The sequence below is a fragment of the Hymenobacter cavernae genome, from assembly GCF_014641455.1.
GTDB lineage: Bacteria > Bacteroidota > Bacteroidia > Cytophagales > Hymenobacteraceae > Hymenobacter > Hymenobacter cavernae.
Window position 1 is genome coordinate 414,514 of sequence record NZ_BMHT01000003.1, and the last position, 25,176, is coordinate 439,689.

At 55.8% G+C, this 25,176-nt stretch carries 14 protein-coding genes and 1 pseudogene; 1 reads left to right on the forward strand and 14 read right to left on the reverse strand.

Translation table 11 applies throughout. The features are described 5' to 3' along the window. Nucleotides 1–163 precede the first annotated feature (163 nt). Nucleotides 164–1,414, forward strand: a complete 1,251-nt coding sequence (locus IEX74_RS10005; protein ID WP_188813645.1) for a T9SS type A sorting domain-containing protein — start codon at nucleotides 164–166, stop codon at nucleotides 1,412–1,414. 256 nt (nucleotides 1,415–1,670) lie between these two features. Here IEX74_RS10005 and IEX74_RS10010 read toward each other — a convergent pair whose 3' ends face one another. From IEX74_RS10010 to IEX74_RS10075, 14 genes and pseudogenes are all read right to left on the reverse strand, one after another. Continuing rightward, nucleotides 1,671–3,047 carry a family 43 glycosylhydrolase gene (locus tag IEX74_RS10010; protein ID WP_229755185.1) on the reverse strand — a complete coding sequence of 459 codons (1,377 nt, stop codon included), beginning with the start codon at nucleotides 3,045–3,047 and terminating at the stop codon, nucleotides 1,671–1,673. A gap of 5 nt (nucleotides 3,048–3,052) precedes the next feature. Next, nucleotides 3,053–4,357: a family 8 glycosyl hydrolase gene (locus IEX74_RS10015; RefSeq protein ID WP_188813646.1), complete on the reverse strand. Its 1,305-nt coding sequence runs from the start codon at nucleotides 4,355–4,357 to the stop codon at nucleotides 3,053–3,055. A 215-nt stretch (nucleotides 4,358–4,572) separates the two neighbouring features. After that, nucleotides 4,573–7,200, reverse strand: a complete 2,628-nt coding sequence (locus tag IEX74_RS10020) for a glycosyl hydrolase 115 family protein (RefSeq protein WP_229755186.1) — start codon at nucleotides 7,198–7,200, stop codon at nucleotides 4,573–4,575. Between the two features lie 11 nt (nucleotides 7,201–7,211). After that, nucleotides 7,212–8,336, reverse strand: coding sequence for an endo-1,4-beta-xylanase (locus IEX74_RS10025; protein WP_188813647.1), 1,125 nt, complete (start codon nucleotides 8,334–8,336; stop codon nucleotides 7,212–7,214). Between the two features lie 157 nt (nucleotides 8,337–8,493). Further along, a complete protein-coding gene (xylA, locus tag IEX74_RS10030; protein ID WP_188813649.1) occupies nucleotides 8,494–9,825 on the reverse strand; it encodes a xylose isomerase in 1,332 nt (443 codons plus the stop codon). Nucleotides 9,826–9,846: 21 nt separating this feature from the next. After that, nucleotides 9,847–11,331, reverse strand: a complete 1,485-nt coding sequence (locus IEX74_RS10035; protein WP_188813651.1) for a xylulokinase — start codon at nucleotides 11,329–11,331, stop codon at nucleotides 9,847–9,849. A 572-nt stretch (nucleotides 11,332–11,903) separates the two neighbouring features. Beyond that, nucleotides 11,904–14,090 carry a glycoside hydrolase family 3 N-terminal domain-containing protein gene (locus IEX74_RS10040; RefSeq protein WP_188813653.1) on the reverse strand — a complete coding sequence of 729 codons (2,187 nt, stop codon included), beginning with the start codon at nucleotides 14,088–14,090 and terminating at the stop codon, nucleotides 11,904–11,906. Nucleotides 14,091–14,230: 140 nt separating this feature from the next. Then, nucleotides 14,231–16,150, reverse strand: a complete 1,920-nt coding sequence (locus IEX74_RS10045; protein ID WP_229755187.1) for a sialate O-acetylesterase — start codon at nucleotides 16,148–16,150, stop codon at nucleotides 14,231–14,233. Nucleotides 16,151–16,265: 115 nt separating this feature from the next. Then, a pseudogene (locus IEX74_RS10050) lies at nucleotides 16,266–16,574 on the reverse strand (DUF5597 domain-containing protein); the annotation flags it as partial. Nucleotides 16,575–16,592: 18 nt separating this feature from the next. Next, nucleotides 16,593–16,745 carry a hypothetical protein gene (locus tag IEX74_RS10055; RefSeq protein WP_188813657.1) on the reverse strand — a complete coding sequence of 51 codons (153 nt, stop codon included), beginning with the start codon at nucleotides 16,743–16,745 and terminating at the stop codon, nucleotides 16,593–16,595. 367 nt (nucleotides 16,746–17,112) lie between these two features. Then, complete coding sequence (locus tag IEX74_RS10060) at nucleotides 17,113–18,852, reverse strand: RagB/SusD family nutrient uptake outer membrane protein (RefSeq protein ID WP_188813659.1); 1,740 nt, start codon at nucleotides 18,850–18,852, stop codon at nucleotides 17,113–17,115. 136 nt (nucleotides 18,853–18,988) lie between these two features. Then, nucleotides 18,989–22,144: a SusC/RagA family TonB-linked outer membrane protein gene (locus IEX74_RS10065; RefSeq protein WP_188813661.1), complete on the reverse strand. Its 3,156-nt coding sequence runs from the start codon at nucleotides 22,142–22,144 to the stop codon at nucleotides 18,989–18,991. 30 nt (nucleotides 22,145–22,174) lie between these two features. After that, on the reverse strand, nucleotides 22,175–22,978 hold the full coding sequence (locus IEX74_RS10070; protein ID WP_188813664.1) for an SDR family NAD(P)-dependent oxidoreductase: 804 nt from the start codon (nucleotides 22,976–22,978) through the stop codon (nucleotides 22,175–22,177). 37 nt (nucleotides 22,979–23,015) lie between these two features. Then, on the reverse strand, nucleotides 23,016–25,175 hold the full coding sequence (locus tag IEX74_RS10075; protein ID WP_373285557.1) for an alpha-glucuronidase family glycosyl hydrolase: 2,160 nt from the start codon (nucleotides 25,173–25,175) through the stop codon (nucleotides 23,016–23,018). Between the last annotated feature and the right edge of the window lies 1 nt (nucleotide 25,176).

Consider the following 25,176-nt stretch of genomic DNA (forward strand, 5'->3'; position numbering starts at 1 on the left):
GGATAGCATGAACAACATCCGCAACGAGGTAGAGACGCAAAACTTTGCGTCTCTACCTCGTTCCAGCATTTACAACGAAGCACACGAGATGCTTCGACAAGCTTAGTATGAACATTTTATAACTTTCTAACAGCCTCATAGTAGCCATATTATATTTACCTCTATGCTAAAAAGTCTACCCCTGCTTTTCTTGCTCGTCACCGCCGTTTGCCTGCGGGCCAGCGCCCAAAACGGCTGCACCGACCCCAGAGCCAGCAACTACAATTCGGGCGCGGTTTTCAATGATGGCTCCTGCCAATATGCCGCCACCACGACCCCGCTGACCACCAAAGCGCAGTTCCCTAGCGAAGTAGTGGAAAGCTCCGGCTTGCAGTACACCGACCAGCGCCTGTGGACGTTCAACGACAGCGGCAACGAGCCCATCCTCTACCGCCTCGACCCCGACCTAGGTACCATTCAGCAGCAGGTGCGCATCAGCAATTTCGGTAACGCCGATTGGGAAGATATTGCCACCGACGCGCAGTTCCTCTACATCGGCGATTTCGGCAACAACAACGGCGACCGGCGCGACCTGCGCATTCTGCGCATCCGCAAAGCCGACATCGGCGCGGACGCGGCTACCACGGTATCGGCCGAAGCCATCCAGTTCAGCTACCCCGATCAGACGAACTTCAACCCCGGCACCAACAACCACAACTTCGACTGCGAGGCCTTTTTCTTCGCCAACGACTCGCTGCACCTGTTCACAAAGAACTGGGCCGACCTGAAAACCACCTACTACACCGTGCCTGCCACGCCCGGCACCCACGTTGCCCGCCGCCGGGCCAGCTTCAACGTGAACGGCCTGATTACCGCCGCCGACCTCAACGCGGCCGGCACGGAAGCTAGCTTGCTGGGCTACAACCAGACCAACGGCGCGACCTTCCTGTGGCTGTTGTTTGACTTTCCGAGCAACGGTTTTTTGCAGGGCAACAAAAGAAGAATTGAGCTGCCGAATGCCCTGTTCATCGGGCAGGCCGAAGGGCTGGCTTTCACGAGCCGCTACACCATGCTGCTGTCGAATGAGCAGGTGCTGGTCGGCTCGCTCACCATTCCGGCCCGGCTCTATGAGCTGAATGCCACCCAGTGGCTGGCGCCCACGCTTCCGACGGCCAGCAAGCAGCCGCAGACGGCTAGCTTTACCATCTTCCCTAACCCGGCTAGTCACACCTTGCGGGTGCAGAGCCAAACTCCGTTTGGCGACGGTGCGCGCCTGTTATTGCAGGATCTTCAGGGCCGGATTGTCGCGGCTACGAACCTAGGTCCCGGCGCTACCGATCAGCAGCTTGATCTTCAACACGTTACCACGGGAGTTTATGTTCTAAGGATTCATTCAGGTAAAGGAGCTTTCTTCAGCAAAGTGGTCGTTCAGTGACCAGGATGTGAGTAGCGCAAACTCTTTCGGGCCGAAAACCCGTTTGTCATCCTGACGAAGATTCCGCGCATCAAGCGGCGTGACCTCCCTCTAAAAGCAACCAACTTTCTAAAACCGAAAAGCCCTTGACTAACCTAGGTGGTTAATCAGGGGCTTTTCGGTTTTTAAATAGGACTTTCTACGTACGTGAGGAAGGTCCTTCGTTCCTCAGGATGACAGCCGGGGTTTGGTTGTTTCGCCTCAATATTGAGCCTGCTCACTCAAATCTTATCCAGTCAATTTCAACGGGCGTATCCGTTTTTGATGCTACCACTACGGCGTGAATCCCTGGCTTGAACGCGGATAGCGGCGCTTTCACCTCCTGCCACTGGCCGCCTTTCGGCACGGTAACCTGGGCCAGCAGCGGGCCGGTGGCCCCATCTGCCCGCAGCTGCACGGTGCCACCAGCCGGCGCCATCGTGCGGAGTGTCACGGTCTTAAGCGCCTGTTTGCCGAAAGCTACTCCGTTGTACTGCACCCAAGCTAGGTTGCTGGCCAACACCGTTTTCCAGCCCTGAAACTTGTTCGCGGTATCCAGGAAGGCAATGGTCGCGCCGCTGTTACTCAGGCGGCTGTATCGGTCGAGCTGGATTTTTTGCTTCGCATCGGTCAGGCCTACGCCGCGCAGGGTGGGCACCACTTTGCGGATGCGGCCATCGGGCTCAAAGAACAAGCTGTCCAGGCGGATAGAGCGGTTCTTGTCGAAGGCGGGCGACAAGTCGTTGTGGTGGTAGAACAGGTACCATTGGTTTTTGAACGCCAGAATGGAATGGTGATTGGTCCAGCAGCCCGTCGGCGACTCGTCCATCAGCACACCCTTCACGGTGAACGGCCCCAGGGGGCTAGTACTGGTGGCGTATTCGAGGCGCTCAGTTTTGTTCGCGACGTGCGGATACGTCAGGTAGTAAGTCCCCTTTCGCTCAAACAGATACGGGCCTTCCTTCAAGCCCTGCGTAGGCAGCTCGCCCAAAGTTACCGGCTCGGAAGCTAGCTCCAACATGTTGTCTTTCAGCTTCGCGGCGTAAATATTCTGCTGCGACCAGTAGAGATACGCTTGCCCATCCTTGTCGATAAACACGTTGGGGTCGATGCCGCGCACGCCCTTGATGGGCAGCGGCTGCGGCACAAACGGCCCCGTGGGCTTGTCGGACACGGCTACTCCAATGGTGAAGCCCTTGCTGACCGTCGTGTCTTTCGGAGTGGTCGGGAAGTAGAAGTAGTACTTACCGTTGCGGTAGATGCAATCCGGCGCCCACATGCTGTAGCTGTCGGGCTTCACCCAGGGCACTTTGTTCTGGGTCACAATCACGCCGTGGTCGGTCCAGTCCGTCAGGTTGGCGGAGGAAAACACGTGATAATCCTCCATGACAAACCAGCCGGCCCGCCCGTGCCCGGGCTGGGCCCGAATATCGTGCGACGGGTACACGTACACCTTATCTCCGAACACCCGCGCCGACGGATCGGCCGTGAATTGGTTGGTAATGAGCGGGTTTTGCGCGTTGGCTGTGGTAATAACAACAGCGGCGAGTGCACTCAGCCAGCAACGCAGCTTGATTTTTGCCATTCCGATGATGCTCTTCGAGCTAGGTTGCATGTTAGTTAGTGCGGTTGAGGTTTGATAGCCTGATACTTGCCACTCAGGTGCAGCAAGCTGAATAAGTACAAAATGCCGTCGTAATACGGGTCAAAGTAGCCATCCTCGTAGGGCGCCAGCTTGGCGTTCCAGAGCGCGTGCACAAAAGCTAGGTTCTGGTCTTGCCGCATGAGCGAAGCCGACGCGCTGGTGGCCACGAGTCCCAGCGAGTGCCGCAGCTTCTTGACGTCGCCGGCGGGCAGAATGAAATCGGGCCGCGAGCCATCCACGTTAAACTGGTCGTCGAAGGTGTTCAGGCCCTTGCCGCGCAGAAATCCCTGAAAACGCCGCGCATACTGCTCCTGCCAGGCTTTGTCTTTGCCAAACCACACGTAGTCCATGGCAATGTTCATGGGCACCCGCCAGGAGTCGTAGCGGAAAGCCGGCGGCGCCCAACTGGTGGCGTGAGGCTTGCCGCTAAACTCGGTGTAGTCGTAGTTGAGGCCCGTGGGGGCGCTGCACGCGCGGTGCAGAAACGCCCGCGACGTATCGGCGCACGTCCGGTAAAACTGCTCGTGCCCATCCTTGGCGTAGGTGGCCCACACCTCCAGAAAGGCGGGCAGGTGGTAGGAAGGGTCGGTCCAGTTGTACATATCTCCGACCGGCACGAAGCTGATTTGCTTATGCTGGGTGTTGATCAGGTTATACACGTCGCCAGTGCCGTCTTTTTTCCACGAGGCATCCAGGATGCGGCGGGCCTCCTGGTAATAATTGATGCCGGTGGTATTGCCCCAGCGGTTGGACGCAAAGAGCAGGCTAGTAACGAAGTACAGTTCTCCATCGGAGGCGGGACCTTCCGAATTGCGCTTCATCGTGGCTGTATTGATGCTCCAAGCAAAATAGCCTTCCAACGGGCCGCTTTGGTGTTGCAGGTACTTTTTCGACCAGCGCCAGAGGCGGTCGAATACCTCCTTCTTGTTCAGCTGCACGGCTATCATCATCCCGTACGAAAGGCCTTCGGTGCGGGCATCGTGGTTTTTGACATCCGATACATAAGCCATCGAATCGCCGACCTCGAAGTACACCTTGTTAGGCCCCTCGAAGATGTCGTGGTAGGCGTCGGCTACTTTCTGGTCGATGGCGGCCTGGCTGTAGCCCGCTTCCCGCAGCAAGCTAGGATATACGCCGGTGTAAAAGGCTCCTTTTTGGGCTACCTGCCCCTGCTTGGGCTTGCTTTGAGCCACCCCGCTGGTCAGGCCAACCTGCACCAGGCAGAGCAGCAGCAAAGCCCCGTACCTGCAATGTGGAAGAAGTTTGGAAAGTAATTTCATGCGGTGAGGATGTGGGGAGAATTTGTAGTCGGTATTCTGTGCTGGTGACTCAGCTAGCTAGGTTCCACCTCTACCCAGGATGTAACAAGAAGCGCACCCTGAAAGCCACGGTCCGGACCGGACTAGTCCGAGTAGTACCGACTTAAAGGCTTCCAGGGTGCGCCAAGACTTATACTGCTATTTTTCAACAGAATAGACAGCAGCAAGCGGCAGCGTTAGCGCTGGCCCAGACTGTTTTTCGCCTCAGCTGACTTCGACTTACCACCCGTCGCATTTTCCGGCGGACCTAGGTAGCTCGGTTTCAGGCCGCCCTGGTCGACTACCAGTTTCTCCAGCACCACGGCCGGGTCAACGCGCCAGAACTTGAGCACATGCTCGCCAGGTTTGCTGAGCGTGTGCTGCGAGGTTTTCAGGATGATGTTCTCGGCCACGGCCTTTTCCCAGGGGCGGTTGCCGTTATCGGCGGTCATGCCGGTATGCAGATTGATGATCTGCGGGGTTTCATCGTCAATCGACACGGCGTAGCGCAACCCTTGGCCGTTGGTGAAGTTCAGCGTCGGAGCCAGGTAGGCCTGCACCGTTACGGGTCCGGCCTGCGGCAGCGTGATGCGGTACTCCAGGTGCGGACTCGTGCCGCCCGGCGTCTCCGTCGGCGCGGCCGTGACCGGGAACGTCGTCACGGCGCCCGCCGTGCGACCTAGGTCGGGCAGGCGCTGCCAGGTGACGGAACCAGCGTTGATGGCCTGAGTGTAATGCTCGGCTTCTATCGAAACGAAAGAACCAGTAGCCGGCTGGCTCGGCGTAGGCGGCACGGGCGCCGGAGTGGTGCCGGCGGGCAAGGTCACTACCTGCGGCATTTTGTCTACCTCTGGTTGTTGCCAGTAGGTATAGCCGATGTGCGTCTGGTCCATCATGTGGTTCCATTTGCCGCCGGCAATAGCATTATAGCGCTTTGAGATTTCGGCATCCTTGGCAAACAGCGCCTTCGCCTTAGCGGCTAGCTCGTTCGTGTTAGCCTGGTTGGTCTTGGCGGCTTCCCAGTTCAGCGCTACGGTGTAATACAGCTCGTTGAGGTTAGCGCAGGCCAGCATGGGGTGCAGCACCAATTCAAAATAAGCATCCCGATCAGCGGCGGGCAGCTTCTGGTTGATGGCTTCGGCGCGGGCGAGCAGCTGGTTGTACTCGGCCACCACGGTAGCCCACTCGCCAGTCGCCAGGCTGTAGGTGTTGGCGTCGAGCAGCTCGGGCTTGCGGCGGGCATTGTACTTGGCGTACTTGGCCAGAATGTCGCCGATTTCTGTGGCGTGCTTCTCACCAAATTGTTGGGCCGCCCATTGCCGGGTGTACGCCGCCACCTGGTCGGCCTTGATCTTGTCGGGGTTCCAGGCGTAGTCGAGGAAGAAGCTGATGGGCAGCTCCATCGGCTTCAGGTCGCCCACGTTCACAATCCAGATCTGGTTGACGCCGTACTCGTAGGCCAAGTGCATCTGCTCCCAGATACGCGGCAGCGGATTGGTGTTGAGCCACTTGTAGTTGCGCGGGCCGCCCACGTAGTCGAAGTGGTAGTAGATGCCGTAGCCACCTTTACGCGGCTTGTCGCCCAGCTTGGGCAGCTTGCGAATGTTGCCCCAGTTGTCGTCGCAGAGCAGCAGCGTCACGTCGTCGGGCACGCGCATGCCTTTGTCGTAGTAGTCCTGCACTTCTTTGTAGAGGGCCCACATCTGAGGCGTCTGCTCGGCGGGCTTGCCGGTGGTTTCGGCAATGATCTTGCGCTGGTCGGCCACGATTTTCTCCAGCAGGGCAATGTTGCTGCCCTCGCTCATCGGCTCGTCGCCGTCGCCGCGCATGCCCACGGTCACCACGTTTTCGCGGATGCCCATGCGCTTCATGCCACCGCGCCAGAACTCCTGCAACACCTCGGGGTTGGTCTGGTAGTTCCAGGGACCTTTGCCGTAGCGGCGCCACTCGTCGTGGGCGCGCGTGAGCGGCTCGTGGTGCGAAGTGCCCATCACAATGCCGTACTCATCGGCCAGCACCGGGTTCTGAGGGTCGTCGTCGCTGAAGGCGTTGCCCCACATGGCGGGCCACAGGTAATTGCCCTTCAGGCGCAAGATCAGCTCGAACATGTGCACGTACATCTTCGAATTCACGCCCCCAAACTTCTCCTTCGACCAGCCCGACAGCGCGGGAGCCTCGTCGTTGATGAAAATGCCGCGGTACTTTACCTTGGGCTCGCCCTGCGTGTGTCGCCCGGCCGACACGTACAGCGCCTTTTGCGTCGGCGTGGGCACGTCGGCCCACCAGTACCAGGGCGACACGCCCATTTCCTTCGACAAATCATAGATGCCGTAGATGGTGCCGCGCTTGTCGCTGCCAGCAATGACCAGCGCACGGTCGACACCCGGCATCGGCTTTTCCACCACCTGCTCCACAAATACCTCCCACTTGCCGGCCACGCCCGACACATCGAGCTTCTTGTCGCGCACGAGCTGGTCGATGAGCGGACTCTTGCCAATGGTGCCAATCAGCACCACTTCTTTGCCGGTGGGCGCTTTATCGGTCGTCAGTGTGGGCGTGACGCTGGTCACGCGGTTAATGTCGGCCTGCAAGTCCTTGGCGGCGCGCAGCACGCCGGGCCAGTCGCTGGCGCTGGCGTAAAGCGGCGCGGCTTTGCCGGCGGCTTCCAGCGTAAAGCTAGCTTTTTGCTTTTTCGAGGTGACGTAGGAAGCGCCGTCGATGGCCCACGCAGCCTGCGAGGCACCCACGGTTAACCCCGTCATCAGTAAGAAGGATAGAAACCTAGGTCGGGGTAACAGCCGACCAATACGCAGCAAAACCATCATGATGAAGTCTATTAGAGTTTATTCTTTGCCGTTTGAATTACCGCCTGAAACGCTGGTTTTGGCTGGTAATTGCGGTCGAATAGCAACGGGTAGCTGGTGCGGCCTCTGATGGGCCAGTCATTCAGCCAGGAGTCGGCATCGGTCACGCCCCAAAGGGTAATGCGGTCGATAACGTCGCGGTGCTTGTGGAACAGGGCAAAGATGTCGGCGTAGCGCTGCGTCAGCTTCTGCTGCACCGAATCGGGCAGGCCGGCGGTGTACACGTTGTATTTCTGGTCGGCGGCAAAGGTCTCGGCAATGTCGGCGCCCTGGCGGCGGCTGGGGTTGGGCAGCACGTCGATGTCCAGCTCCGTGAAGTTAACGTGCACACCTAGCTTCGAGAAAGCCACGAGGCTCGCCTCAATCTGCTCGATGCTAGGTTTCGTCAGGCCGTAGTGGCCCTGCATGCCGATGGCCGTCACCTTGATGCCTTTGGCCTGCAAGCTCTTCACCAGCTTGATCACGCCTTCGCGCTTTTCGGGGCGGTAGAGGCTGTAGTCGTTGTAGTAGAGCTCGGCTTTCGGGTCCGCTTTGTGGGCGTATTCGAAGGCCTTGGCGGCGAAATCTTCCCCGAGGATTTCCAGCCACTTGGTTTTGCGCAGGTCGCCTTGCTGATCGTCGATGGCCTCGTTTAGTACGTCCCAGCCGCCGATCTTACCTTTGTAGCGGCCGACCACAGTGCTAATGTGCTCTTCCAGGCGCTTGAGCAGCACCTCCCGGCTTACGGGTTTGCCGGCTTCATCCTCAAACACCCACTTGGGCGTTTGCTGGTGCCACATCAGTGTGTGCCCGATGATGAACATCTTATTTTGCTGCCCAAAGGCCACGTAGTCGTCGGCCGGCTTGAAGTTGTACTTGCCCGGTTGTGGGTGCACCGGCTCCCACTTGAGCAAGTTTTCGGGGCTGATAGTATTGAACTGCTGCTTGATCAGTTCCGTGGCCTTGGCATCCTGACCACTGATCTGCCGGTAGTTAAGAGCCGTCCCAACGTAGAAGTCCTTCTTAAACGCATCTTTCAGCGTGAGTTCCGACTTCTGCACAAAACCGAGGGCAAAGCCGGCCAGGGCCAGGTAAATTAGAGGTTTTTTATTCTTCATTTTAGAGGATGATTACAATGCTAGGTGGTTTGATACGCGTAAGGCCACACGCCGGAAACAGGCAGAAGCTATGAGGCCACAACTAACTACCACAAAAAAAACTCCCCGTAATCAGCTGAATTACAGCCAACCACGGGGAGTTACCTAAATCACAACCTTAGATATACTGGTTGATGATATTCTCCAGCCACTCTTGCTTGCCGCTCTTCTGCTCCGGCTCGCCGTTGCCGAGAGCATACGTGCGCAGATCTTCCAGCGTCAACTGGCCGTCTTCGAAGGCTTTGCCCTGGCCGCTGTCGAACGAGGCGTAGCGCTGCTTGCGGAACTGCTTGTAAGGCGACTTCTCCAGGATGTCATTGGCAACCACCAGGGCGCGGGCGAAGGTGTCCATGCCGCCGATGTGGGCCACGAAAATGTCCTCCAGGTCGGTCGAGTTACGGCGCGTCTTGGCGTCGAAGTTGATGCCGCCGGGCTTGATGCCGCCGTGCTCCAGGATGATGAGCATCGACTCGGTCAACTCGTTGAGGTTATTGGGGAACTGGTCGGTATCCCAGCCATTCTGGTAGTCACCGCGGTTGGCGTCCATCGAACCTAGCATGTTGGCGTCGGCGGCTACCTGCAACTCGTGCTGGAAGGTGTGGCCGGCCAGCGTGGCGTGGTTCACTTCCAGGTTCAGCATGAAGTCGTTCTCCAGGCCGTGCTCCTTCAGGAAGCCGATTACGGTAGCCGAGTCGAAGTCGTACTGGTGCTTGGTGGGCTCAGCCGGCTTGGGCTCGATGAAGAACTTGCCCTGGAAGCCTTGCTTGCGGGCATAGTCGCGGGCCATCGTCAGGAAGCGGCCCATGTGGGCTAGCTCGCGTTTCATGTTGGTGTTCAGCAGGGTCATGTAGCCTTCGCGGCCCCCCCAGAACACGTAGTTCTCACCGCCCAGGGCGATAGTAGCATCCAGCGCATTCTTCACCTGCGTGCCGGCGAAAGCCAGGGCGCCGAACTCCGGGTTGGTGCTGGCCCCGTTCATGTAGCGCGGGTTCGAGAAGACGTTAGCCGTGCCCCACAGCAGCTTCACGCCGCTCTCGGCCTGGTGCCCCTTCAGGTAGTCTACAATCGACTGAAGGTTGCGCTCGTACTCTTGCAGCGACGAGCCTTCGTCAACTAAGTCGATGTCGTGGAAGCAGTAGTAAGGCGTGCCGAGCTTGGTAAAGAACTCGAACGCGGCATCTGCCTTGTCTTTGGCCCGACCTAGGATATCACCTTGCGCATCCCAGGGGAACAGCTTCGTGCCGGGACCGAACGGGTCGCCGCCAGTGCCGGTGAACGTGTGCCAATACGAGGTAGCGAAGCGCAAATGCTCCTTCATCGTTTTGCCAGCTACGATGCGGTTCTCATCGTACCAGCGGAAAGCCAGGGGGTTATCCGACTCGCGACCTTCAAACTTGATGGTGCCGATGCCTTTGAAAAACTCCGTTTTACTCAAGGTGGTGGTTGACATAAATGTATGGATTGGGTGAGTTTAAAGAACTGTTTGAGTTAATACGTCTTTCCAGCGAGAATAGGCAGCCTGATATTGCTCTTGCAATTCGGGCGTGGGCTCAACGGTCAGGATACGCTCTAGGCCGATGAAGGCTTCGGTCGGGCTGGCGTACACGCCCGCGCCCACGCCGGCACCACGGGCAGCGCCCTGGGCAGCATCAGTGTTGTAAAGCTCTAGCTCCACGTTGCCGCTGTTCACGAAAGCTTCGCGGAACAAGGGGCTCAGGAACATGTTGGCATTGCCGGCGCGCACCTTCTGCACCTGCACGCCCGACTCACGCATGATGTCCATGCCGTAGTTCAGGGCATACACAATGCCTTCCTGCGCCGCCCGCAGCACGTGGCCTTGCGTGTGGATGTTAAAGTTGATGCCCGACAGACTAGCATCGGTCAGGCGGTTTTCCAGTACCCGCTCGGCACCGTTGCCGAAGGGTAGAAACACGAGTCCTTCCGCCCCTATCGGCGCCTGGGCAGCCAGCTGGTTCATCTGGTCGTACGGGATTTCGCCTACTAGCTTACGTAGCCAGCTATTCAGAATACCTGTGCCGTTCACGCACAGCAGCACGCCGTTGCGCGGGGTTTCGGCCGTATTATTAACGTGTACAAACGTGTTGACGCGCGACTTCAGGTCGGCCGTGGCGGTTTCGTTGATGCCGTACACCACGCCCGAGGTGCCCGCTGTAGCGGCAATTTCGCCGGGCTGCAATACATTCAGGGAGAAGGCATTATTGGGCTGGTCGCCGGCGCGGTAGCTGATTGGCACACCCGCGTGCAAACCTAGCTCCTGCGCCGCCTCCGTGGATAGCTGCCCCTGCACCGAGAAGGTATCGACGACCTCGGGCAGCAGCTCGTTGCTGATACCGTAGTAATCCAGCAGCTCCTGCGCTATGGCTTGCCGCTTGAAGTTCCAGAACACGCCCTCCGACAACCCCGAAACGGTAGTTTGCAGGTTGCCGGTCATCTTGAAGGCGATGTAGTCGCCGGGCAGCTGAATCTTATGGATTTGCGCGAAAAGCTCGGGCTCATTCTCCTTCACCCACTTCAGCTTGGAAGCCGTGAAGTTGCCCGGCGAGTTGAGGAAGTTGCTCAGGCAGAACTCCTCTCCTAGCTTCGTAAATGCCTCATTACCTAGGTCAACGGCCCGGCTATCGCACCAGATGATGGCGGGGCGCAGCACCTTGCCTTCCTTATCAATCAGCACGAGGCCGTGCATCTGGTAGGTGATGCCGATGCCCGCTACCAGCGTCGGATCGAAGCCGTAGGTTTCTTTGAGCTGGTGGGTGGCGTTGATGGCTTCCTGCCACCAGCGTTCGGGGCGTTGCTCGGCCCAGTTGGGAAAAGCCACCTCGATTTCCATTTCTTTTTTGGGCGACATGGCCGTGGCCAGGGCTTTGCCCGTTTCAGCGGCGAGCAAAGAAACCTTTACCGACGAGCTGCCAATGTCGTACCCGAGCAGGTATTTCATACTAGGTTGTGAGGCGCCTCAACGCCAGCGGTTGATTGGGTGGTGGGAGATAATTCTGAGGGGCCGAGGGAACAGACAAAAAACCTAAAAAGTCCAATATGCGTATTTCACTGTATTTCGTACTGAAGCAGAAGCTAGGGCCGTTAATTACAGCGAAGCCAGCCTGAAGATAGAACCACTATTGCATTCCAGAAACAAGCAAAATCCTGTTCTTACCTCGATCCTTGATTTAAACCTATCGAAACCGTTTCTGGAAACGGTTTCGATAGGTGACACTCGAAGACGTTTATGAAAAAACTTTTCAGCTAGCTTTCTTAGAATAGTTAAATACCCAAGTCAATCTTCCTAATACGTGTACCTAGCTTGGTGGCTAGCTTATTTCCCGCCGGGCAGTATTTGACTCAGGTTAGCGTTTCCCTGAAGGATGCGCTCCTTACTTCTGTCCACTTTTTTACTTACAGCATCCACTGACTGACGTGGTTTAGCTACTCTTTTAGGTTGCTGTCCTTCAGGCATTTGACAAGATGGTCTGGATTGACTGACTTTTATTTTAACGCAAGAAAGCCCTAGGTTTATCGCACGACGAGCGTAGCCATAGCCGCTTTAGCAGCACCTAGGTCCTGGCTGCGCTGCGTAGGCAGGGAGCCGGCAACCCAGATCTTCACCGGCCCTGAAGGCGCTACGGCTTCGCCTTTTTCATTGATAAGCGCCAGCATAGCAGGCGTCAGGGTGAACTTGACGGTGGTGCTGGCGCCTGGCTGGAGCTTTACCCGTTTGAAGCTTTTGAGCGAATACAAGGGCGTTTGGCGGCTGGGGCGCGCCTGGTGGGTCAGGTAAAGCTGCACTACTTCTTCGCCTTCCATCTTGCCGGTGTTCGTGATGATAGCTTCTACGTCAACGGGCTTGTTTTTAGCCACTTTACTGGCCGATAGTTTTACGCCAGGATACTCAAACTTGGCATAGCTCAGGCCGTAGCCGAACGGGTACATAGGTTCCGCCTCCAGGTAGCGGTAGGTGCGGCCCTTCATGCCGTAGCTTTCGTAGGCCGGCAGCTGGTCAAGCGACTTAGGAAAGGTGATAGGCAGCTTACCCGAAGGCGAAGCTTTGCCGAAAATGATGTCGGCCACGGCGTTGCCACCTTCCTCACCGGGGTACCAGGCCAGCACGACGGCGTCGGCCAGCTCGTGCACTTCGGCCAGGTTCATGGGGCTGCCACCCGTCACGACGGCAATGATGGGGCGCTTGTTGTCTTTGCGCAGCTTGCGCAGGAAGTCGATCTGGTTTGGGGGCAGGTTGTAGTCGAGCCGGTCGCCGGCATGGGCGGAGGCAATGGACTCACCTTCTTCGCCTTCCAGCAAACCCGTGATGCCCATTACCACAATGGTGGCGTCGGTTTGCTTGGCCTCACCAGTGGTCCAGTCAATGGGGTTCACGTTGGGCCGATCCAGTAGCATGCCTTGTTTGTACTCGATCTGGCTGCCGGGTTGTACGCCCGCCACCAGGCCTTCCAGAATGGTTGTCATCTGACCACTCACGCCGTAGTAGTTGCCGAGCAGCGCATCGACACTGGTAGCATTCGGGCCCGTCACGAAGTACTTACCTAGGTCGTTGCGCAACGGCAGCACGCCGTTGTTCTTCAGCAGCACCACCGACTTCAAAGCCACTTCTCGGGCTAGTTGCCGGTGTTCGGCACTATTGATGACAGAGGTTGGAATCTGATCGTAGGGCGTCGCGCCTTTCGGGTCGAACAGACCTAGCTTGAAGCGCGTGCGCAGCAGCACGGCCAGGGAGCTGTCGAGCTGAGTTTCCTTCAGCAAACCTTGCTTCACCGCTCCCACCAGCGCCGTGTAGGTATCACCGCAGTTAAGGTTAACGCCCCGCTGCAAGGCTAGCACGGCGGCTTCGGTCTGGTTCTTCACGACTTTATGCCCCTGGTATAAATCATCCAACGCCCCGCAGTCGGACACCACATGGCCGCGGAAACCCCATTCTTTTCGCAGCACGTCTTGCAGCAGGAAGGCATTGCCGCAGCACGGTTCGCCGTTGGTGCTGTTGTAGGCGCACATTACGGCTTCCACTTTGGCATTCACCAGCGCGTGAAAAGCAGGCAGGTAGGTTTCGCGTAAGTCTTGGGGGCTAGCTTGGGCATTGAACTCGTGGCGCAATTTCTCGGGGCCGCTGTGCACGGCGTAGTGCTTGGCGCAGGCTGCCACTTTCAGGTACTTCGGGTCGTTGCCTTGTAAGCCTTTCACGAAAGCGACACCCATGCGCGAGGTCAGGTATGGATCTTCGCCGTAGGTTTCCTGACCGCGGCCCCAGCGCGGGTCGCGGAAGATGTTGATGTTGGGCGTCCAGAAGGTGAGGCCGCCATATTTTACATAGTGGTTTTGGGCCACGGCTGCATTGTACATGGCGCGGGCTTCATCGGAAATGGCATTGGCCTCGCGCTGAGCTAGGTCGTCGTCGAAGGTAGCGGCTAAGCCAATGGCTTGCGGGAATACGGTTGCCGGTCCGGAGCGCCCTACACCGTGTAAGGCTTCATTCCACCAGCTGTAGGCCGGTATATTCAGCCGCTGAATGGGCGCGCTCTGGTCCAGCATTTGGGCTACTTTTTCTTCCAGCGTTAGCTTCGAAATCAAGTCATTAACCCGCACACTGAGCGACTGATTCGGATTAAGATACAACGCTTGTTGCTGAGCCCGAGCACCTTGTAGGCTGAGTAGAACCAGCGCGGAAGAAAGAAGTAGGCGTTTTGGCATGCAGTGGGAGATGAAAGAGCGTGAATTAGGTTGGTAGTGGAGGCAGGAGCAGAAATGTGGATGGGTGCACGACCCTAGGTCCCCGAATAGCCCAGGGAGTAAGCCCTGGGCTAGGGAATACAGCGTTATAGCAGTGACACCTAGCTTTTAGGATTAGATACCTCAGCCTGGAAGGTAGAAGCCGGCAATCCTTCCTTATTGTAGAGCTTAGTGCCTTCCGGATTGTCGGCCCAGGCGTAGCGCACAGATACTGGATTTGTTACTTGGTCACTCCAGACGACTACCTTGTTGCCTTCAATCTTAGCGTTAGCCCACACGTACTTCTTGTCAGCGCCGGCCACAGCGAAGTACTTCAGGTCACCGTCGCCTTTGGCAACCAAGCCGCTACCGGTGCTAGCGAAGGTAATCGTCACCTTATTGCCGTTTACTTGCATGCTTTGGTATAAGGGTCCCGACGCTATCACACTTTTGTCGCTATAGGCTGCTTTTTGAGCAGCCAGGGCCAAGCGGTGCCCCACTGTTTGCTTGTCGAGGGGGTGAATGTCATTCCATTCGCCCACATCAAGCAGCGTTGCCATACCTGTGTGCGGCACGACAAGTGTGCGACGTTGCGCGTCACGTAGCGCCGCCCAGCCACTTTCGCTAGGCTCTTTTTTCACCGCCATGAAGTTAGGCAACTGCGCGTAGATGAAGGGCAGCGCTGGCTGTTTAGCCTGATTTCGCCAGTCGTTGATGAGGCTGGTGAGCAGCGCTTGGTAATCCTCCGGATGACCGGTGTTCGACTCGCCCTGATACCACAGCACGCCCTTTACAGCGTACGGTATTACCGGCGCAATCATGCCGTTGTAGAGGCCGCCCGGCTGGTACTGGAAGGTAGTGGTGCCCGGTGTAGGTGGCATGGTAGCACCTAGCTTGTACTGCCAAGGGCCACGCAGGTCCAGCATCTGACCGCCGGCCGTGAGCTGATAATTCTTACCCATCGTAAAGCCGCCCCGACCACCGTTGCTGATGAGGCGCACCACTATCACGTTCTTGCCCGCCTTGAGCACGCCCGGTTTGAAGTCGTACTTGCGCGGCGGGTACTGGTAGCCAGTAGTGCCCACCAACTGGCCATTGATGTAGGTAGAATCAGCATCGACCAACGTACCTAGCTCCAGACGAGCGGGCTGCCCTACCATACTGGCGGGCACCTCTACTTCCTTCCGGAACCATACCACGCCGTTCACCGGGCCGAGCGGCGTCTGGTTGGCCCAATAGCCGGGCACATTCATGGTCGCCCAGCTGCTGGCATCGTAGCCCGTAGCCGACCACTTCAGTTGGCCGGGTGCTTCACCTAGGTCCGTTTGGTGCAGGCGCTTGTACCAGTCGGCGACGGCCGCACCTTCGCGTTGCTTGATGCCGGCTACCAGCGTGCTGTCTTTGTACTTTGCTCCCTGCTGCTCGTAGGTCGGAAACTTCTTCAGCGCGTCGGCACTCAGCCAGGCCTCAATTGGTGAGCCGCCTACCGCATCCTTTATGATACCTACCGGCACTTGGTACTTGGTGCTGAGGTCTTTGGCAAAGAAGTACGCTACGGCCGAGAATTGTGGCAAGCTCTGCGGATCAACGCCTATCCAGGAGCCACCCGTTACGTCAGATTTGGGACCGTTGAAGGCGTACGTTAACGGTACATTGAACTGCCGGATGCGAGGGTTGGCAGGCAGTGCAAACTCCTGCGGGTACTTGTCGCGCACGCGGCTCATCGGCGTTTCCATGTTCGATTGCCCCGAGCACAGCCACACGTCACCGACGAACACGTCTTTCAGGGTGAGGTGGTTCGTCCCCGCCACCTCCATCTGGAATGGTCCGCCGGCTTTTAGCTTACTTAGTTTAACTACCCATTTTCCATCAGCACCGGCTTTCGTCTGCTGCGTCTGGCCCGCGAAGGACACCTTCACGGCTTCCCCTGGTTTGGCCCATCCCCACACAGGAACTACCGTTTCGCGCTGCAATACCATGCCGTCGCTTACCAAACGAGGCAGGCGCACTTCCGCCGCGGCTTGCTGTCCAGATAACAGCAAATTACTCGTTATTGCTACTAGGAGAAAGCGCCCAGATCGTGGACCAGAAGCTAGCGCTTTCGTGTTTTTACTCTTGTTCATGCGGTGTATTGCGCTAATACGTGTAGAGTTTAATTTACTGAATTTCGTATTCTTCACCCGGTATCCGCACGTGGCGGCCCTGGTGGTCCAGGTCGCCGTTCATGCGCCGCCCAGCTATCCATTTCTCCCCTTCAAGGTGCCCTTCATCTACGCTCAGGTAACCGGCGCGCTTACCCTTGACCGTAGGCTCACAGGTAAGTACAACGCCAGTGCCTACTACGTAAAATTCATCGGGCGCTACAGCAATGATCATCCCGCCTCTCGGCGACCATTGCCTCTTCTTTGCCCCTAGCGACCAACCTAGGGTGTACTCGTGCTTGGCGATAAAACGATAGTCGCCGAGCGTAGTAGTGCGAGCAACTTAGTCCTTTTCAAGCAGGAAGCCGCGCACTTGATTTTGCGGCTGGTGCTTGGCCAGCAGGAAACTTACTTGTTGCAAAAGCTCGTTGGCCTTACCAATGGGTGCGCCTTGCAGGTTGTCGCTACCCTCAATAGCGAAGGGCGAGAAAGGCAATTATAGTTACCGAACGCAAATAATGCTTTAGCATCGACGCCATTCTCGAAGCGATGCTCGGGGATAAACAGGGGTTACCTAGCTCTCCCCCCAAAATAAAGAAGGATTTGTTGTCGACGAGCACCTGGGTACTTGTCTCATTCTTCACGAGTCGGGGTATGCTACTTGCGGCGTTCTGCTGCGCCTGACCTGTTATGAGGCTTAAAGAAAACAGATATACCAGCAGGAACCTGGTTCTCATTGAAGTGCAGTAACGTGTATACAATAATAACGGCAGATGTTGACAGAACGAGTTAGCTACGGCCGTACAGTAGCAAAAAGCGGAACGGCCAGCATAACTGGCCGTTCCTGAAGAAATATGTTTGATTTAGTACCCAGGATTCTGGGTGATCTTTTGACCAGTACGATCAATTTCCGTTTGCGGAATAGGACGCAATACGTGGTAATCTTTGATGTTGGCAGCAGCATTAGAGCCATAAACACCATTGGCGCGGTTCGTCAGCGGTGGGTTATAAAGCTTTACCCGCTCTAGCAGCTTGCCAGTACGCTTCAGATCGTACCAACGCAGCATCTCACCGCATAGCTCACGCGCACGCTCGTCGAGGATGAAGTCGATATTGACCTGATTAGCGGTAATTTCCATTTGGGTGGTTTTACCCGTTGCTGCGGCCCGGCGCCGTACAGTATTGATGTAGTCGCGGGCTTGTCCTGGATTACTTAGGTAGTAGTAGGCTTCGGCCGCAATCAGGTAGGTTTCGGCCAAGCGGTAGATAATGTTCGGCCGAGTTGAGAAACCATTAACCGACGTACGGTTGCGCGAGTCAAACTTGCTGAGCGTCGGGAAGTACTCCGTGGTATACTGGCTAGGCTGGATAACCCGGTATGGTACGGGCCTGCGGGCCGCAATGCGGGACAGCACAGCCGCTGGCAGCTCACGACCTGGATACCAAAGAGCCGTATCACCTACTACTGCACTGGCGCTACCGGCGTTAGCACCAGGCGAATTCACCCGATAAAGCGTCGTAAACCATTTGTTGTAGCGGGTATCGGTCGTACGCAGCTGGGCACCCGTTTCTAATGCATTGCCGCTAGCATCGCGCAGGATGTAAGAATTCTCCAGATAGTACGTCGTGCTGTGGCGGGCAAAAGGACGGCCATAGTTGACATCACGGGCCATGTTAGCTACTAGATCATAGCGGCTGCGGAAGTTGAAGGCAGCTACGTTTTCCCCACCAAAGGTGAAGCCGTCAATTCGGTTGAAGCTTGCGTCACCGCTGAACTGAGCGTTGAAGAGTACTTCTTTCCCATTCTCATTGCCTTCGGTAAACACGGTAGCCGGATCAGATTCCAGACCTAGGCCGTAGCGGCTCTGATTGTCGATAAGTTCCTTGGCATACTTAGCGGCGTTGGCGTAGTCCTCTCCTTGCTTAGACGACGAGGTAGCACGCTCCAGGTACACCTTAGCCAGCATGTGCAGGGCAGTGGCGCGTGTGACGCGACCTGGCTGTGCGGGCTTATCAGCAATGTTATTCATGGCATCCGTCAGGTCCGCAATGATGGCATTGTACACGTCCGCCTGAGGCGCCCGGCTGATATCCTTGGTGGGCTGGTCAATGAAGCTCAACATCAGCGGCACATCTCCAAAGTGCCGTACCAGCACGAAGTAATAGTGTGCCCGTAGCAGTTTGGCCTCGGCTACTAGTTGCTTCAGACGAGCCGGGTCCATGCCCTGCACCGTGGTTGAATACTGCAACACGCCATTCGCGTCGTTGATGTACTGGTAGCAAGCGGTCCAGATGAACGAGGTAGAGGAGGCATTGGCCGGAGTAAGGTCCGTTAGGTTGTAATCGTTTAGTCCGCTGCTAGACGAAATACCATTTGTCCACAGGTCCGTTCCTGCTTCCGTGGAGAAGAACGCCGCGTCATTGCCGTGGATTATGCGCAGACCCGAGTACACTCCCGTTACGCCTGCTTCTATCCCCTGTGGGGTACCCAAGAAGCTAGGTGTTGTTATAGATTGTGGGTTTTCGTCCAGGATGTCCTTGTTGCAACTCGCTGTAGCGAAGAGCAAGGAGGTTCCTAACGTAACTAATACTACTTTTTTCATATACAAGTAGCGCAGTGCGCTGAAAAGTTAAGTGGTTAACTGAGTAGGTGAGGGTAATAGCTGAGTAGGTGAGTAACAGAGTAATTAAGCAACATAATTCAATACTATGCTCCGTTACTCACCTACTCCGTCACTCCTAGAAACCTAGGTTGAGGCCGACAATGAAGGCTCGCGTGAAAGGATAGTTCACGCCATTGCCACCAGATGTGCCACCGGTAGTGTTGTTGGGGTTACCGCCCGTAAACGCAATACCGCCAGGTTGGCCTGCATCGAGGCGAGTGGAATAGGACAAGGCATCCACGTCGATGGCTTTGTTATCCCTGAAGAACTGATCCTTCGACCAGAGCAGGGGATTTTGTACTTGCACGTAAACGCGCGCTGTGCTTAAGAAGGCTCGTTTCGCCCAAGTTGCCGGTAGCGCATAACCCAGGTCGATGCTACGCACTTTGATGAAGGTGCCGTTCCGGTAAGCCAGTGTCTGTCCGTACGTTGGCCACTCGGTTGCACGAGAAGACTGGTCAGGCTGTGGGTATTCATTCGAGGGGTTGGTTGCCGTCCAGTAATTGAGGTTAACCTGGTTACGACGACCGGTGTTGGTCGTGAAGTAGTTTGGCCCGAACAGCGTTGGATCCACTACAGTAGCTCCTACGCGGGTAAGCGCTACGAAAGTCAGATCAAACCCTTTGAAGCGGAAGCGGTTGGTCAGACCAGCCTCAAACTTGGGCTGGCGGTTTCCTACAATCACACGGTCATTGGAGTTGATAACACCGTTGTTGTCCGTATCCTGCACCTTGATTTGACCAGGCTTAGAACCATATTTTCTTGCTTCATCAGCCTCCGACGTCTGCCAGATACCTAGTTTCTTGTAGTCAAAAAAGACATAGAGTGGCTGGCCGACGAAGCGCTGGTTACCGATATCACTGATTTTATTACCATTGGCATCGCTCAAACCTAGGTCAAGTACTTTCTCCCGGTTTACAGTAAAGTTCCAATCCGTTGACCACTCAAAGCCGCTTGCTGTGCGCACGTTCACCGTGGAGAGCGAAAGCTCAATACCGCGGTTCTGGGTCTGACCAACGTTGCGAACAAACGAGCCATAACCGCTGGCGGTTGGTAGCGCATCAGGCAGCAGCAGGTCGCTGGTACGCTGCTGATATACTTCCACCGAACCCGTTACGCGGTTCTCGAAGAAGCCGAAGTCCAAGCCAAAGTTCGTTGTAGTCGTGTACTCCCAACCTAGGTTAGGGTTCGGAATGCTGTTTGGCACCACACCTACTGCACCAGTCGGGCCATAGTTATAGTAGCCGTTACCGATGCCAGAACCTAGGGCACCCAAGGTTTGGTAGGGGTTTACCGCCGTGCTACCTACGCGACCTAAGCTAGCCCGGAATTTCAGGTTGCTGAGCCACGCCTGATCTTGTAAGAATGACTCGTTGGCAATGTTCCACGCTACGGCGGCTGAAGGGAAAGCCTTGTACTTGTTACCGGGTGCCAGACGCGACGAGCCGTCAACCCGCACGGTCAGAGTAGCCGAATAGCGATTGTCGTAGGCATAGTTCGCGCGGGCCATGTAGGAGATAATGTCCCACCGTTGTTGGCTGCTACTAGCCGAGTTAGGCGTACCAGCACCTAGGTTGTTATAAAGTTGGTAGTTAGCCAACAGGTTACGTGCTCCAACGCTCGAATTATCGAAACGATAGCCCTGCCAGCTGTACAAGCCCGTGAAATTCACGTCGTGCTTACCGAAGCTACGGTTATACGTCAGAATGTTTTCAGTTAGCAGGTTGAAAGCGAGGTTGCTCGAGCGCGAAGCCGTGCTTTGCCCACCACCGTTTTGCGGCGTATTAGCAGCGTAGAAGGTGCCGTTGTTTTCAGAGCGAACATCCAAACCTAGGTTGAGTCGGTAGTCTAGGCCTTTCAGGATGTTTACTTGCCCGTAGAGACTGTTGAAGGTACGGATCCGACGGTTTTGGTCTTTATGTGCATCCGTAGTGTACAGGGTCAAAGGGTTAGATCCGGCAGTATCTCCGTTCGGGTATAGAATCTGATTCCCATTAGCATCAGTAGTAGAAGCAAGTGGGCTGGTCGTCAGAATCTGGTTTAGAATGTTGACGTTCGGATCATCGGAGACGTTGTAGGTATTCAACGTGTTCACCCCAATTTTCACCCGTTTGCCAATCTGCTGGTCGAGCGTTCCGCGTAGCGAATAACGCTGGTAGCGCTGCACCGGGATAATACCTGTTTCATCGTAGTAGCCGAGCGAAGTCGAATACTGCGTTTGGTCATTGCCACCCGATACGCCAATAACGTGGTTTTGGATGTGACCATTCTGGAACAGCAGATCCTGGTAGTCGGTAGTGCGGCCAGCTGCGTAGTTAGCTCGTTCGTCGGTCGTCAGGAACGTACTAGCCGTGTTCGGGTCGTAGTTCGGGTTTTGAGTACGATAAGCTTCGAGGCGATAGTTGTAGTACTCCTGCCCATTTTGCAAATCGTAGAGTCCATAGGCTTTCTTCGTGCCATAATAGCCACTGTAGGTTGCACGAGGAGCACCCGATTTACCACGGCGGGTTGCAATCAGGATGACCCCGTTGGCACCACGAGCACCGTAGATAGCCGTCGAAGAAGCATCTTTCAATACTTCCAGCGAGGTGATGTCATCTGGGTTCAAGTCGTTGAGGTTACCATCAAAGGGGATGCCATCTACTACCAGCAGCGGATCGTTGCTTCCTGAAATCGAGCGGTTACCGCGGATACGAATTACTGGACTCTGCCCAGGTGTAGTACTGGTGCTAGAGATAGTAACACCAGCAGCGCGGCCCTGCAAGGCCTGACCAACGTTAGCAACCGGTACATCGCGCAGCTGCTCTTCCGTTACCGACGAAATAGCGCCTGTTACCTGGCTTTTCTTCTGTACACCGTAACCTACTACCTGAACTTCGTTCAGGGCGGTGGTTTCAGTGGCAAGCTTCACATCGAGGGTCGTGCGGCTACCTACGGGCACTTCCTGCTTCACGAAGCCAATAGAGCTAATTACCAGAACGGTATTGTCGTTTGGTACAGCTAGGCTGAAATTACCGCTGGCATCAGTGCCGGTACCTTGGCTCGTACCTTTTACTACTACAGTTACGCCGGGTATTCCTTCGCCGTTAGATCCGGTGACTCGACCTGTAACCGTCCGACCCGTTTGGGCCATCACCAGAGTCGGCGTCAAGCCGAGGAGGGACAGAACTACTGCACCGCGCGCTACAGGTTGCCCGAAGCGTAGCATGGCAGCATATAAAGGTGCTTTCATAATAGGTGGGAAATGTTGTTGAGAAATAAGTTAAAAGCCAATTGAATTACCGCCGTCGACCGGCAGAGAAGCTCCCGTGATGTAGCGGGCAGCATCGGAGGAAAGAAAAACAGCAGCGTGGCCAATGTCTTGAGGCTGACCAAATTTCCCCATCGGCGTGCGGCGCATGGCGCGGTCACGGCGGTCAGGGTCGTTGTTCATAGCGGTACGGCTCATCTCGGTCTCGATGAAGCCCGGCGCAATAGCATTAACCCGGACGTTGGCACCTGAGAATTCGGAAGCCAGCACTTTTACCATACCCTCCACTGCCGATTTAGAAGCAGCGTAAGCTACTACCCGATCAATACCGTAGTAGGCGGCCATCGAAGAAATCATCAGGATAACACCATTGCGACGTGCTACCATGCGCTTGGCACAGGCACGAGTAAGCGCAAATACCGAGTTTAGGTTGGTATGAATGATGCGGTTAAACTCTTCGTCCGTTACCTCCAGTGCCGGCTTCTTCAGGTTGATGCCGGCATTGTTTACTAGGATATCCAGAGGTCCCCACGACTGCTCAATTTGCTCGACCAAACCCTCAAGCGAGTCCAGCGCGCCAACGTCGTTCACCAGGTATTCAGCTGAAGATCCCAGGGCAGCTACGGCATCTTTTAGGGGTTGTTCCCGGCGGCCTGTAATAACCACAGTAGCACCTGCTTGCACCATGCAACGGGCAATTTCAAGCCCAATGCCGCTGCCGCCACCTGTAATCAAGGCTAGTCGGCCTTCCAGCGAAAAAGGATTCTGCTGAGCCAGGGTTTCCGTATGATTTGTATGATTTTCCAGATGATCCATGTTGTGTATGCTATGCAGTTACTTATTTGTCAAATGATTATCTCATCTGGTAGATATCTACGATCTGCTTAACTGCCTCGAGTGAGCGGTCAGGCTGGGTGAAAGGTGCCGGAATGCGCTGCCGGGAGAAGCTCTGAAAGTAGAGCACACAGGCATCACGCCACCAGATGGCTTCTTTGTGCTGGATTTGCAAACGAGCAGTTATGTCGGCGTGCAGCACCGGATCGATGCTAGGCTTCACCTGTTCCCAGCGCTGCTGCATCCACGTCACCGAGTCGACGCCGGTGTAGTAGCGGTAGCAGATCTCATTCCAGAGGGTGCGGCCGGTGCTCATTGTTTGCTTCCACGGCACATGGTGGAACCAAAGCAGGTAGTCTGGCGGGCAGGTCTGCGGGTTGCCCCACTCCTTTTGCACTTCAGGCTTATATAAGGCTAAGGCATTGCTGCCGGTTGCCGTGCGGTTGAAACCTAGCCCTATTGAGTCGGCTTTGTGGTAGTAGATGGCGGTCCAGTCGGGACGGGCACTTTTTGACAGCCAGGGCTCTGGTCCGAAGTGAATACTTTGCCCCATGATGTGGTGCAGACCTAAGGGTGTAGTATAGCGCACATAGATATCACGCGACTTCACCAGCACATCCGCGATGGTATTTACCGCCTGCGGCTCCGTAGTCAGGGTCATGCGGGTCCACTCCTGGGCAATCGTTTCTGCTGACAAGGTATAATCCCAGGCAAGTCGCCCAAAGGAGTACCAGTTTGCCTGGCCCATCGGGTGCCCGGTCCAATTGCGGTCAGAGCCGATGTTGGCAACACCAGCAATACCACTGATTTTATGATTATCTAAGCTGCCATCGACTACCTTAGCTACTGTTGAACCCTTCCCTTTTGCGTACGTGTCAGCTTCCAGGCATTCCTTAATAAGTGGTGCCAAGTAAACCAAGTGCGTAGCAAAACCTAGGTATTCCTGTGTAAGCTGTACTTCCAACACTAAAGGTGTGCTCGGCATGGCACCGAACAAAGGATGAAATGGTTCACGAGACTGAAAGTCGATAGGGCCATTTTTCACCTGTACCAACGCTTTTGAGGCAAACTTACCATCAAGTGGCTTAAACTCCTCGTAGGCTTCCTTGAACCGGTCTCCATTGGAGTTAGCCTTGTATACAAATGCACGCCACATCACAATCCCATCGTGCTGACCTAGAGCTTCCGCCAGCATGTTGGCCCCTTCGGCATGGTTGCGGCCGTAGTCTTGCGGACCTGGCTCACCTTCGGAGTTAGCTTTCACCAGAAAGCCACCAAAATCGGGGATTGTCTGGTAAATCTCATTCGTCTTATCGGTCCACCAGCGCCGTACGCGTGGATCGAGCGGATCAGAAGTAGGCAGCCCGCCTACTGTTTTAGGTGCAGCCCAGAATACGGATAGATACACCCGAATACCGTAAGCGCGAAACACACCAGCCAGAGCGGCTACCTTCCGCAGATATTCCGGGGTAAGATACCTAGCACTAGCATTCACATTATTGATAACCACACCATTGATCCCGATAGAAGCATTGGCGCGTGCATAATCTTCGTAGCGAGGGTCGAGCAGTTCCGGCAGCTCATACCACTTCCAGATCGATGAGCCAGCGTATCCGCGCTCTACAGTACCATTTGGATTATCCCAGTGGTTCAGTAGACGGTACTGTATTTTGGGAGTGCTCGTAAGAGCTAGGTTTGTAAGCGGTTGACGTGTTTGGATTTGGCGTAGCAGGGCAAACGTTCCGTAGAGAACGGCGGCATCTGTTGGGCCGCTCACTACGATATTGCGCTGTTCTACAAACACCCGATAACCTTCCCGATTTTGCTGAGCTGTAGGATCGGTTACGGAAACGTTTGCAGCATTTGCAACGCGTAAAATGATGCCGCCCTGCTTTTTTCCGGCATTAGCTGCTACTACTGGCACCGGCTGGCCGAGCAGCCCTTTCAATCCGAGCTGCAGTTCCTTTGCTGCTGACTGCAACACCGGTGACGCTGTGCCCTCAATAGCAACAAACTGAGCAGCACGTTGGTAGCCTTTTCGCTGAGCTGCATCTTGAATCAAGTCATACTTCAGCCATAACCGATACCCATCGTCGGCTACGCTAGGATGCGCAGCAACGACGAGTAGCAGCAGAAGCAACTTCGCCAGAAGAAAGGACCGGTTGATAGAACTAGACACT